This is a genomic window from Planomonospora corallina (assembly GCF_042650625.1).
Lineage (GTDB): Bacteria > Actinomycetota > Actinomycetes > Streptosporangiales > Streptosporangiaceae > Planomonospora_B > Planomonospora_B corallina.
In genome coordinates, this window is record NZ_JBHSBM010000030.1 from 15,879 (window position 1) to 28,629 (window position 12,751).

Consider the following 12,751-nt stretch of genomic DNA (forward strand, 5'->3'; position numbering starts at 1 on the left):
GGCGGCGCCCGCCCCGGCCGCGCCGTCCGGCCAGGTCACGAGATGCGCGTCGGTGTGCGCCAGCGTCTCGGGCCGGCCCGTGACGACCGCCCGCGCGCCGCTGTCAGCGATCATCAGGTCCCGGCGGCCGGGGTCGTCGGCGGCGTCGATCGGCAGGTAGGCCGCGCCGGTGACGGCGACGCCGAGCAGCGCCGTGAGCGCCGCGGCGCCGAGCGGGAGGTACAGCGCGACCCGGGTCTCGGCGCCGACGCCGAGGGCGGACAGCCGTCCGGCGAGCCGCCGCGCGTCCGCCACCAGTTCTCCGTAGGTGAGGCGCTCGCCACCGCCGCGCAGCGCGACGGCGTGCGGGCGGGCGTCCGCCGCGGCGGTGATCCGGCCGATCCAGTCCGCGGGACGGCCGTCCGTTCTCCCGGCCGGCCGCATGTCCCGCCACAGTTCGGCCACCTGGACCAGGCATTCCTCCCGCGTGCTGACGAACCCGATCGGCGACCAGCCGCCGGGCACCGCGTCGGCCAGGGGCCATACGCCGTACTGCCCGTGCTGGTTGACCACGACCTGGAAGTAGCGCTGCGGTGCTCCCGTCGTCACTGGCCCTCCAGAGTCATCCCGTCAAAACCGCCATCGAACCGGTGTCGCCGCCCACCCTCGCGGCAGCCGGTTGCTGGGCGGTTACGCCGCACGTCCGGGCCCGTCTCCACCCGCCCGCGAATACGGGCGGTGTGCCATTCAATTTGCTTATTTATTTCAATAAATCGTCATAACCGGCGCTTAACTGGGCGTGCCTAATCTTCCGGCCGCGGATCGAAACAACCGCCTTCCCGGGGCCTTCTCCCCGGCGGCATTGACGACTGGAGGCCCGCATGGTCCGGTTGGCCGACTTCCACCGGCGCGCGACGGAGAACCTCGCCGCCGAGGACCCCGAGATCTTCGACCTGCTGGAGCGCGAGATGCGCCGCCAGACGGACACGCTCGCGATGGTGGCCGCGTGCAGCACCGCGCCGCCCTCGGTGCTGGCCTGCGCCGGCAGCGCGCTGGCGAACGTGACCGCGGAGGGCTACCCCGGCGCCCGCTTCCACGCGGGCTGCGAGGTGGCCGACGACGTCGAGCGGCTGGCGGTCTCCCGCGCCTGCGAGCTGTTCGGCGCCTCCTACGCCAACGTGCAGCCGCACTCGGGCAGCTCGGCGAACCTGGCGGTGCTGTTCGCCCTGCTGGAACCCGGCGACACCGTGCTGGGCATGGACCTGGACGCCGGCGGGCACCTCACGCACGGCTCCCCCGCCTCCGTCACCGGCAGGTACTTCCGCACGGCCGGCTACGGTGTGGGACCCGACGGCTTCATCGACTACCACGACGTCGCCGAACTGGCCCGGCGCGTCCGCCCCAAGGTGATCGTCTGCGGCGCGAGCTCCTACCCGCGCGCCATCGACTTCGCCCGCTTCCGCGAGATCGCCGACGAGGCCGGCGCCTGGCTGCTGGCCGACATCTCCCACATCGCCGGGCTGGTCGCGGCCGGGGAGCATCCCGACCCGATGCCGCACGCGCACGTCACCACCACCAGCACCTACAAGCAGCTCTACGGGCCGCGCGGTGGCCTGATCCTGTCCGGTCCCGACGCCGACCGGCCCGGCCCCGGCGGGCGGGGAACCCTGCGCGGCGCCCTGCAGCGCGCCGTCTTCCCCCGCGCGCAGGGCACCCCGGACCTCGCGGCGGTGGCGGCCAAGGCGCGGGCGTTCGCCGCCGCCTCCACCGGCGCCTTCCGCGAGCTCGCCCTGCGCCTGCGGCTGGACGCCGGGCGGCTCGCGACGGAACTGGTGGACCGGGGCCAGAGCCTGGTCACCGGCGGGACCGACAACCACCTCGTCCTCATCGACGTGGGCGCCAAGGGCCACACCGGCGTCGTCGTCGAGCGGGCGCTGGAGGAGTGCGGGATCATCGTCAACAAGAACCGCATCGTCGGCGACGCCCGGCCCGCCCAGATCACCTCCGGCGTCCGCCTCGGCACGAACACGCTCGCGCTGCGCGGCATGGGCCCCGGTGACATGGCCGCCTGCGCCGACCTCTTCTGCCGGGCCGTCGAGGCGGTCGAGCAGCTCGGCGACACCGAGTACAGGCTCCCCGCGGCGGCCCGCGACGGCATCCGCGCCGACGTCTCCCGGCTCTGCCGGGACTTCCCGCTGCCCGGTTACGCCCGCTGACCCGCGCGGGCCGGCGTCTTCCCCGCCCCGGCCCGCCCCAGGCCCCGCGCCGGCCCGCGCGCCCCTCTCTCCCCCGTCCCCCCCGTCCCCCGTCCCACCCCGTCCCGGCCGCAGCCGTGCCACCCGACGCCCCTTCCCGACGACGCATGGAGGTTCCCGGTGAGCGACACCCTCGCCGAACGTATCGCCGGTCTGCCCGCATCGCGCCGGGCGCTGTTCGAAGCGCTGGCGGGCGCGGGCGACAGGCCCGCAGAACAGGAGGACCCGGTGCCCCGGGCCGACGGCGAGCCGGCGGTGATGTCGTTCGCCCAGCGGCGGCTCTGGTTCGTCGACCAGCTCCAGCCGGGCTCCCCGGCCTACAACGTGCCGGTGGCCACCCGGATCCGCGGCCCGCTCGACGTCGGGGCGCTGCACCGCGCCCTGCAGGACGTGGTGGACCGGCACGAGGTCCTGCGCACCGTCTACCCGGGCCGGGGTGAGGAGGCCGTACCCGAGGTCCTGCCGGGCCACCGGCTGCCCCTGCCGGTCGTCGAGCTGCCGGACGAGGCCGCGATCGGCCCGTTCCACGCCGCCGACGCGATCACCCCGTTCGACCTCGCGGCCGGCGCCCCGGTCCGCGCCGCGCTGGGCCGCCTGGGCCCAGAGGACCACGTCCTGCTGCTGAACATCCACCACATCGTCACCGACGGCTGGTCGATGCGGCTGCTCTCCACCGAGCTGGAGCGCTGCTACGCGGCCCGCGCGGCGGGCCGCGACCCCGGCCTGCCCCCGCTGCCCCTGCAGTACGCCGACTTCGCCGCCTGGCAGCGCGGGCGGATCGACGGTGACCGGCTGGAGCGGCTCAGGGACTACTGGACCGGAGAGCTCGCGGGCGCGGCACCGGTGGACCTGCCGACCGACCGGCCCCGGCCGCCGCTCTTCGGGCACGAGGGGGGATCCCGCTACCTCGACCTGCCCGCCCCGCTCGTCGCGGCGCTGCGCGAGCACGGCAGGGCCGCGGGCGCGACGCTGTACATGACGCTGCTGGCCGCCTTCGCCGCCACCCTCGCCCGCCACACCGGCCAGGACGACATCGTGGTCGGCACCTCGGTCTCCGGCCGTGACCACCCCGCCGTCGCCGACCTCGTCGGTTTCTTCGTCAACACGCTGCCGCTGCGGATCAAGACGGGCGGCGACCCGACCTTCGACGAGCTGGTCCGCTCCGTCAAGGCCACGACCCTGCGCGCCTACGCCCACCAGGAGATGCCGTTCGACCTGATCGTCGACGCGCTGAAGATCCCCCGTGACCCGAGCCGGCCACCGCTCACGTCCGTGATGTTCCTGCTGGACGAGACCCCGGACACCGCGCCGGAGCTGGCGGGGCTGCGCACCGAGCCCGTCGAGTTCGAGTCGGGCGTCACCAAGTACGACCTGATGGTCAGCGTGCACGACACGGGCGCCGCCGTCCGGGCCCTGGTGGAGTACCCCACCGCCCTGTTCGACCCCGGTACGGTCGACCGCCTGCTCCAGCACTTCCTCACCGTGCTGCAGGCGGCGGTCGAGCGGCCGGACGTCCCGGTGGGGGACCTGCCGCTGCTGTCCGAGGCGGAGCGGCGGGCCGTGCTGCACGGCTGGAACGCCACGGCGGCGCCGTTCCCGGAGACCGCATGCCTGCACAGGCTGTTCGAGGAGCACGCCGACCGGCGGCCCGGCGCGCCCGCCCTGGTCTGCGGCGGACTGGACGGCTGGACGGTCACCTACGGAGAACTGGAGGAGCGCGCCAACCGGCTGGCCCACCACCTGATCCGCCTGGGCGTGCGGCCGGACCGGCGGGTGGCGCTGTGCCTGCGCCGCGGCCCCGGCCTGGTGACCGCGATCCTCGCCGTGCTCAAGGCCGGCGGCGCCTACGTGCCGCTGGACCCGGACTACCCGCCCGACCGGCTGGCCTTCATGATCCGCGACGCCGCGGCGCCGGTCCTGGTCACCACCTCCGAGCTGGCCTCCCGGATCCCGGAGACGGGGCGGGACGGCGGGGAGGGCCGCGGCGCGGACGGCGCCCTGCGGGTGCTGCTGGACGCCGACCGGGCGGAGATCGACGCCCGCCCCGCGCACCGTCCCGTCACCCGGGTCACCTCCCGCGACCTGGCCTACGTCATCTACACCTCCGGCTCCACCGGCACCCCCAAGGGGATCGCGCTGGAGCACCGCGGGGTCGTCAACAACCTGCTCGACCTCAACCGGTCGTACGGCGTGCGTCCCGGCGACGCGGTCCTGGCGCTCTCCTCCCCCAGCTTCGACATGAGCGTCTACGAGGTGCTCGGCATGCTCGGCGCGGGCGGCACGCTGGTCCTGCCCGACCCCGCCGCCGCGCGGGACCCCGCCCACTGGGCGGATCTCATGACCCGCCACGGGGTCACGGTGTGGAACTCCGCCCCCGCGCTGCTGGACCTGCTCCTCGACCAGCTGGAGCACGCCGGCGGGCCGGACCTGCCGGGACTGCGGGTCGCCTTCCTCGGCGGGGACTGGATCCCCGTCGCCCAGCCGGACCGGATCCGCGCCTTCGCCCCCGGCCTGGCGTTCGCGGCGCTGGGCGGGGCCACGGAGGCGTCGATCCACTCGATCGAGTTCCCCGTCCACCGCGTCGACCCGTCCTGGACGCACCTGCCCTACGGCAGGCCGATGGCCAACCAGCGGGCCTACATCCTCGACGAGCGCCTGCGGCCCGTCCCGGCCGGCGTTCCGGGCGAGCTCCACCTGGGCGGCGCCGGCCTGGCGAGGGGATACCTCGACCGGCCGGAACTGACCGCGGAGCGGTTCGTGACCGTCGAGCTGGAGCCGGGGCTCACCGAGCGGCTGTACCGGACCGGCGACGTCGCGCGCCACCGCGCGGACGGTGTCATCGAGCTGCTGGGCCGTACCGACTTCCGGATCAAGCTCAACGGGCTGCGCATCGAGCCCGGCGAGGTGGAGAGCGCGCTGCGCGCGCAGCCGGGGGTGCGCGACGCCGCCGTGGTGGCCCGCGGCGGCGGGAACGGCGGGGGGAGCGCGCGGCTCGTCGGCTACGTGGTCCCCGAGGAGGGGTCCGAGGTGGACACCGGGGCCGTGCGCGCCGCGCTGGGCGGCGTGCTGCCGCCGCACGCCGTGCCGTCCGCCCTGGTGGTGCTCGGCCGCCTGCCGCTGAGCCCCAACGGGAAGGTGGACCGGGCGGCGCTGCCCGACCCCGCCGCCGGGCCGGGCGGGGCGGCCCCCGACTGCGGCGACCCGCTCGTCGCGGCGGTCGCCGGCGCGTGGCGCGACGTCCTGGGCGCCGCCTCCGTCGGCCCCGACGACGACTTCTTCGCGCTCGGCGGCGACTCCTTCGCCGCGGTGCGCGCCGTACGGGCGGTCCGGGAGGGCCTGCGGGTCGTCGAGCTGTTCACCCATCCGACGCCGCGCAGACTCGCCGCCCGCCTGGCCGAGCTGTCCGGGCCCGGCGACGGGGCCGGGGCGGGGCCCGCGCACCGGCTGCTGTACCGGCTCACCCCCGAGCCGGCGCCGGGCCGGGAGCCGGAGCTGACGCTGGTCTGCTTCCCGCACGGCGGCGGCGACGCCATCGCCTACCGGCCGCTCGCCGCCGAACTCCCGCCGGAGATCGCGCTGGTGGCGGTCTCGCCGCCCGGGCACGACCCGGTGCGCCCGGGGCCGATGCTCCCCGTCGCGGAGCTCGCCGAGCTCGCCGCCACCGAGATCGCCCGCACGGTGCGGGGGCCGTTCGCGGTCTACGGGCACTGCGCCGGCGTCGTGGCGGCGCTGGAGACCACCCGCGTCCTGGAGGGGTACGGCCTGCGCCCCCGCGCGCTGTACCTGGCGGCCGCGCTGCCGGAGGACGACCCCGAGTACTCGCTGGAGATGGAGCGGATCTCCAGCGACGAGGACCTCGTCGCGCACCTGCGGTCGATGGACGGCTTCGACGGGGTGCTCGACGAGCGCGACCTGACCGCGGTGATCCGCATGGTCCGGCACGACATGACGGAGGCGGCCCGCTTCTTCGCGAGGACGCAGGCCGGCTTCGGCCCGCACCTGGCCACCCCGCTCACCTGCATCATCGGCGACGCCGACGAGGCGACCGAGGGATACCGGGAGGGCCACCTGGCCTGGGGGCTGTACGCCTCCGAGGTGGGGCTGGCCGTCCTCCCCGGCGGGCGCCACTACTTCGCCAAGCACCTTCCCGGGCAGCTCGCCGAGCTGCTGACCGAGTTCCACCGGCCGACCCGGTGACCACCCGCTGACGGAGGATACTGATGAGCGACCTCGCCGAACGGCTCGGACGGCTGCCCCAGGGCCAGCGGTCACGGCTCCTGCGGCAGATGCGCGGCCAGATGTCCGCAGGCGCCGGCCGCGCCGCGCTGAGCCGCCGCGACCACGGCCCCCGGGCCCGGACCTCGTTCCAGCAGGAGCAGATGTGGTTCGTCGACCGCCTGGGCGCCGGACGCAACCGCAACAACATCGCGCTGTCGATCCGGCTGCGCGGCCCGCTCGACCCGGCCGCGCTCCGTGAGTCGGTGAACGCGGTGGTCCGCCGCCACCAGGTCCTGCACAGCAGGCTGATCGAGGTGGACGGGCTGCCCTGGCAGGAGCCGATGCCCGGCTACGTGGTCGGCATCCAGCCGGCCGACCTGTCCGGCCAGGACGACCCGGAGCGGGAGCTGGCCCAGCTCACCGCCGAGGACGCGGCCGCCCCGTTCGACCTGTCCGCGGGGCCGCCGATCAGGGCCCGGCTGGTCCGCCTGTCCGACGACGAGCACGTCCTGCTCTGGGTGGTCCACCACATCGTGTGGGATCCGGGCTCGACCCGGGTGTTCGCCGAGGAGCTGACCTCCGGCTACGAGGCGGCCGTGGCCGGTCGCGGGAGCGACCTGCCGGACCTGCCGGTGGAGTACGCCGACTTCGCGGCCTGGCAGCGGGAGAAGCTCGACACCGAGCGGTCGGCGGCCCTGGCCGACGCCTGGCGCCGGATCCTGGCCGGCTCGCAGGCCACCGAGGTCATGCCGGACCACCCCCGCACGCCCGAGACCCGCGGCGAGGGCGGAGGGCTGTCGCTTCCGGTGGACGCCGAGACGCTCGGGAAGCTCTCGGCGGTCGCGGAGGCGGCGGGCACGACGGTGTTCACGACCCTGCTGGCCGCCTTCAACGCGCTGCTGCGGCACTGGACCCGCTCCGAGGACGTGGTGGTCGGCACCGCCAGCGCCTCGCGGCCCCACCCGGACCTGGAGCGGCTCATCGGCTGCTTCGTCACCATGATCACGCTGCGGACCGAGGTGACCGACGACCTGACCTTCCAGGAGCTGGTCGGCCGCACCTCCTCGGCCGTGATGGACGCCTTCGCGCACAGCGAGCTCCCGTTCGAGCAGGTGGTGGAGGCCGTACGGCCACCGCGCGACCCGCTGCGCCACCCCCTGTTCCAGATCGAGTTCACCTCCCTGGGCCGCTGGGGCGCCCATCGTGCCGAGGCCGGCGGCGTGGAGTTCTGCGTCGAGCAGAAGCACGACGGCGCCGCGAAGTTCGACCTGAGCTTCCTGGCCGGCGAGGCCGACGACCTGGAGCTGTCGCTGGAGTACAACACCTCCCTGTACCGGTACGGCACCGCGGCCGCCCTGCTGGACGCCTTCCAGCGGGTGCTGCGGCAGGTCGCGGAGGACCCGGGGATCCGGGTCGGCGAGCTGACCCTCGTCGAGGAGCCCGGCGCCTCCCGGCACGCGCGCGAACTCTCCCGCGGCGGCCCCGTCGACGAGGCCGCCTACACCGCGACGCTGGACCGGCTGTTCCGGGAGCGGGCCCGGGAGCGCCCCGGGGCGGTCGCGGTCCGCTCCGGCGACACGGTGGTCGACTACGCGACGCTGGACCGCTGGTCGGAGGCGGTCGCGGGCGAGCTGCGCGCCCGGGGGGCCCGCCGGGACGAGCCGGTGGCCGTCCGCCTCTGCCGGGGACCCGCGGCCGTCGCCGCGGTGCTCGGCGTGCTCAAGGCCGGCGCCGCCTATCTGCCCGTCGACCCGGCCGCCCCGCCGGAGCGGGTGGACGCGATCCTCGCCGACGCGTCGGTCCGCCTCGCCCTCGTCGAGCCCGGCGGCCCGGGCGGGGCCGCCCTGCCGGGACGGGTGGAGGCCGTCCCCGTGCCCGCCCCGCCCGCCGGGGAGGTGGCGGCGGTGCCCCCGGTGTGCGAGCCCGGGGACCTGGCGTACGTGCTCTACACCTCGGGCAGCAGCGGCGTCCCGAAGGGCGTCATGGTGGAGCACCGCTCGGTCGCGCACTTCTCCCGGGCCATCGCGGCGGACTACGGGATCACCCCGGCCGACCGGGTGCTGCACTTCGCTCCCCTCACGTTCGACGTCTCGGTGTTCGAGATCTTCACCACGCTGCTGGCCGGCGCCGAGCTGGTCGTCGCCGGCGACGAGGAGCGGCACGACCCCGAGCTGCTGACGGCGCTCATGCGGCGCGCGGACGTGACGGTCGCCGAGCTGCCGCCCGCGCTGATGCCGCTGCTGGACCAGCGGCGCCTGCCCGGCCTGCGGCTGGTCTCGGTGGGCGGCGAGGCATTCCCCGGCGGGCTGGTGGCCGAGTGGACCGCCGGGGAGCGGCGCTTCGTCAACGGCTACGGGCCGACCGAGGCCACCGTCGCGGTGACGCTCATGAACTGCGTCGGCTCCTACGACCGCAACCCGCCGATCGGGCGGCCGATGGCCGGCCACCAGGCGTTCGTGCTGGACGGGCGGCTGCGGCCGGTGCCGCCCGGCGTCCCCGGCGAGCTGTGCGTGGCGGGGCCCGGCGTGGCGCGCGGCTACCTCGGGCGGCCGGAGCTGACCGCGGAGCGGTTCGTCGACAACCCCTACGCCGACGGGGAGGCGACCGCACGGCTGTACCGGACGGGCGACCTGGCCCGCTGGCTGCCCGGTGGCAACCTGGAGTTCCTCGGCCGCACCGACCGGCAGATCAAGCTGCGCGGGTTCCGGATCGAGCCGGGCGAGGTCGAGGCGGTACTCCTCCGGCAGCCGGGCGTGGAGCAGGCGGTGGTCACAGTGGTCGCCGGAGCGGACGGCGAGCGCGTTCTGGTCGGCTACGCCACCGGGACCGCGGACGCCGAGACCGTGCGGCGGGGCGCCGCCGAGCGGCTGCCCGGCTACATGGTCCCGGTCGTCGTGACGCTCGACGAGCTGCCGCGCACCCCGCACGGGAAGGTGGACCTGGCCGCGCTGCCCGCACCCGCCGGGCACGCGGACGCGGAGATCACGGCGCCGCGCGACACCGTCGAGGAGAAGATCGCACACGGCGTCGTCGCGCCGCTGCTGGGCCGCGAGCACGTGGACGTGGAGGCCGACTTCTTCTCCCTGGGCGGCAGCTCGCTGCAGGCCACCACCGCGGTCTCCCGCGTGCGCGGCCACTTCGGCGTCGACATCGCGCTGGCGGACTTCTTCTCCCGGCCGACCGTGGCGGGCCTGGCCGCGCTGGTCCGCGACGCCCAGCACGACGCCGCCGCCGAGCAGGAGCGGCTGATGTCGGTCTTCGACCGGATCGAACAGATGAGCGACGAGGAGGCCGCGGAGATGCTCCGTTCGCTGCGCGCGGGCGGTGGGATGTCATGACCGACGTCCTGGACGGGCTCCCGGCGCACAAGCGGGAGCTGGCCCGGCTCCTGCTGGGGGCGCAGGCGCCCGTGCCCGCCCATCCCGTGCCGCGTGCCGCCGCCGGCCCGGTGCCGGCGACGCCGGTGCAGGAGCGGCTGCTGCGCGACGAGGCCGCCGGCCCGGGGTCGGGCACCGGCTCGCACGCCGTACGGCTGCGCGGCCCGCTCGACCCGGGTGCTCTGGCCGCGGCGCTCACCTCCGTGCTCGGCCGGCACGAGGCCCTGCGCACGCGGCTGACCGGCGGTCCCGGCGGGCTCACGCAGCACGTCGAGGCCGAGCCGCACCTGCGGCTGCGGGTCCTGGACCTGTCCGGCCTCTCCGCGGCGGGGCGCACGGCCGAGGTGGCGCACCAGGTCGCCCGGAGCGCGCGGCGGCCCCTGGACCTCGGCGCGGGTGAGAGCACCCGGTTCCGGCTGCTGCGCCTCGGCGAGGACGACCACGTTCTCGTCCTCGCCGCGCACCTGGCGGTCTTCGACGGCTGGTCGTCGGCGGTGTTCCTGAAGGACCTGTCCGACGCCTACCGCGGGCGCGCCGGCTCCCCGCCCCCGCTGCAGTTCCCCGACGTCGCCGCCTGGCAGGAGCGCTGGCTCTGCGGGCCGGGCGGAACCGCCGAGCTCGACCACTGGCGGCGCTCCCTGGCCGGGCTGCCGCCCGCCCCGCGGGCGGGCGGGTTCGCCCGCGGCCATCTGCCCGTCGCGCTGGACCCCGGGGCCGTGTCCGCCGGGCTCGCGCTGGGCGCGGCCGAGGGCGCGACCCCGTTCATGACGCTGCTCGCCGCGCTCGCCGTGGTGCTCGCGCGCCGCGGGGAGCGCGGGGGCCCGCCCGGCCGGGGGCGCGACGTGGTCGTCGGCACCCCCGTGGCGGGCCGGGTCTTCGCCGGGATGGAGGACGTCGTGGGGCAGTTCACGACGGTCGTGCCGATCCGGGTGGACTGCTCGGGGCGGCCGTCGTTCCGGTCCCTGCTGCGCAGGACCCGCGCGGCCGTGACGGACGCCCTGGCCCACCAGCGGCTCCCCGTGGACGCGCTGTTCGGCGGGTACGGCGGGTACGGCGGAGACAGGATGGCTCCCGCCCCGCCGTACTCGGTCCTGTTCGCGCTGCACAACTACCCGGCGGTCCCGCTCGACCTGCCCGGGATCGAGGTGAGCCAGGTGCCGGGACCGCCGGCGCGGCACCTGGAGCTCTACAGCCCGGTCCCGGCGGCGGCGCTGGCCTGTGTGGGGCTCGTCGAGCGGGACGGACGGGTGTCCGGGACCGCCGAGTACAACCGCCTCGCGACCACCGCCGCCGAGACCGGCGACCTCGTGGACGGCATCGGACGGGTCCTGTCCGGCGCCGCCCTCGACCCGGCGGCCGCACTCATCTGAGAGGGGAGCCATGCTCACGTCCGAGCTCCTGTGGGAGCACAGCGAGGCGCCTGTCCGGGCGCTGCGCGACGAGATCCGCGAGGTCCTCGCCGCGGCGCCGATCGCCGAGGCCCGGCGGCGGCGTGATCCGCGGCCCGTCCACCGGGCGCTCGGCGCCGCGGGACTGCTCGCGCCGCAGTGGCCGGTGGAGTACGGCGGGCGGGGGGTGAGCCACGTGTCCGCCGCGGTGCTGGTGGAGGAGCTCGCCATGCACGACGTGCCGGACCTGCTGCACACGCTGACCGTGTCGATCGTCGGCACGACGCTGCTCAACTGCGCCGGGCCGGAGATGCGGGCCAGGCATCTGCCGGGTTTCGCGGCGGGCACGTCCTACGGGTGCGTGCTGTTCAGCGAGCCGCACGCGGGTTCGGACCTGTCGGTGCTGTCCACCCGGGCCGTCCGGCACGGCGACGGCTACCGGCTGCACGGCACCAAGACGCACTCGATCTTCGCCAGGCTCGCCGACCACGCCCTCTGCCTGGCCAGGGACGACGACGACGCGCTGACCCTGTTCCTGGTCCCGCTGGGCGGCGGGGGGGTGCGGATCGAGCCGATCCCCGCCCTCATGGACGACGACTTCCACGAGGTCACCCTGGACGGGGTGGCGGTGGGGCCCGGCGACGTCGTGGGCGAGCCCGGCCAGGGCTGGGCCATCGTCGTCAAGACACTGGCCTACGAGCGGACCGGCCTGGACTACTACGTCAAGGCGCTGCGCTGGCACCGCGCCGCCACGGAGCGGCTGCGGGGCGGGCTCACCCAGCACGACGCGATCGGTCTCGCCCGGCTCAACACCCGGCTCGTCGCGGCGGGCACGCTGGTCCGGCGGGTCCTCACCCGCCTGGACCGGGGTGAGCTCAACGAGGACGAGGCCGCGGCGGCCAAGTGGTACACCACCGAACTGGCCGCCGAGATCGCCTGGTGGGCCGCCGAGCACGGCGGCGACCTGGCGATGATCGCGGAGGAGGAGGGCGTCGCCGACCCGCTGGACGTGGCGGCACGCGAGGCGCCCGGGATGCGGATCTCGGGAGGGACCTCGGAGATGATGCTCGAGACGCTGGCCCGCCTGCGCCTCGACTCCGGCGCGGAGGTGCGGCCGTGACCGCGCGGGCCGCGGACGGACGCGGCGCCGGAGGCGGTGCCCTCCACCATGCGGGACACCGTGCGGGACACCGTGCGGGACACCGTGCGGGACACCGGGACGAACTGCGCGGGGAGGCGCGATGACCGCGATGGAGCAGACGGCCGGCGAGTGGTGGACCGACTGGGAGGAGGAGGACCCGCTCTTCCGCCAGCTCCGTCTGACCGTGCGGCAGGCGCTGCTGGACGGCGGCGGGAGCCCCGAGCAGGCCTGGGACGCCCTGACCGACGTCGGCGCCTGGGACTTCGGGGTGCCGCTGGACCGCGGCGGCCTGGAGCTGGGGCACGCCGTGCTGACCATGCTGTGCGAGGAGGTCGGCGGCTCGATGCAGCCGCTCCCGCTGATGGGCACGCTCGTCACCCTGGACCTGCTGGC

The 12,751-nt window shown here is 75.8% G+C and carries 7 protein-coding genes; 6 read left to right on the forward strand and 1 reads right to left on the reverse strand.

What is annotated here, in order from left to right; translation table 11 throughout:
• Positions 1 to 588 (reverse strand): AMP-binding protein (locus ACFOWE_RS24715; protein WP_377291773.1); only part of this gene is annotated, 588 nt, incomplete at its 3' end.
• A gap of 272 nt (positions 589 to 860) precedes the next feature.
• On the opposite strand from ACFOWE_RS24715, the gene ACFOWE_RS24720 reads away from it, so the two are divergent.
• The 6 genes from ACFOWE_RS24720 to ACFOWE_RS24745 all read left to right on the forward strand — a co-directional run.
• Positions 861 to 2,195 (forward strand): serine hydroxymethyltransferase, encoded by a 1,335-nt coding sequence (locus ACFOWE_RS24720; protein ID WP_377291775.1) that lies wholly within the window; start codon positions 861 to 863, stop codon positions 2,193 to 2,195.
• A gap of 159 nt (positions 2,196 to 2,354) precedes the next feature.
• On the forward strand, positions 2,355 to 6,431 hold the full coding sequence (locus ACFOWE_RS24725; RefSeq protein ID WP_377291777.1) for a non-ribosomal peptide synthetase: 4,077 nt from the start codon (positions 2,355 to 2,357) through the stop codon (positions 6,429 to 6,431).
• 23 nt (positions 6,432 to 6,454) lie between these two features.
• Positions 6,455 to 9,790, forward strand: coding sequence for a non-ribosomal peptide synthetase (locus ACFOWE_RS24730; RefSeq protein ID WP_377291779.1), 3,336 nt, complete (start codon positions 6,455 to 6,457; stop codon positions 9,788 to 9,790).
• Positions 9,787 to 11,199 (forward strand): condensation domain-containing protein, encoded by a 1,413-nt coding sequence (locus ACFOWE_RS24735; RefSeq protein ID WP_377291781.1) that lies wholly within the window; start codon positions 9,787 to 9,789, stop codon positions 11,197 to 11,199. The genes ACFOWE_RS24730 and ACFOWE_RS24735 overlap by 4 nt, the downstream gene beginning before the upstream one ends.
• A 10-nt stretch (positions 11,200 to 11,209) precedes the next feature.
• Complete coding sequence (locus tag ACFOWE_RS24740) at positions 11,210 to 12,337, forward strand: acyl-CoA dehydrogenase family protein (RefSeq protein WP_377291783.1); 1,128 nt, start codon at positions 11,210 to 11,212, stop codon at positions 12,335 to 12,337.
• 121 nt (positions 12,338 to 12,458) lie between these two features.
• Positions 12,459 to 12,751 (forward strand): hypothetical protein (locus tag ACFOWE_RS24745; protein ID WP_377291785.1); only part of this gene is annotated, 293 nt, incomplete at its 3' end.

Bases quoted from the DNA above. Each gene is read 5' to 3' on its own strand.
- ACFOWE_RS24720 (WP_377291775.1), top strand. From the start codon at position 861: ATGGTCCGGTTGGCCGACTTCCACCGGCGCGCGACGGAGAACCTCGCC.
- ACFOWE_RS24730 (WP_377291779.1), top strand. From the start codon at position 6,455: ATGAGCGACCTCGCCGAACGGCTCGGACGGCTGCCCCAGGGCCAGCGG.
- ACFOWE_RS24735 (WP_377291781.1), top strand. From the start codon at position 9,787: ATGACCGACGTCCTGGACGGGCTCCCGGCGCACAAGCGGGAGCTGGCC.
- ACFOWE_RS24740 (WP_377291783.1), top strand. From the start codon at position 11,210: ATGCTCACGTCCGAGCTCCTGTGGGAGCACAGCGAGGCGCCTGTCCGG.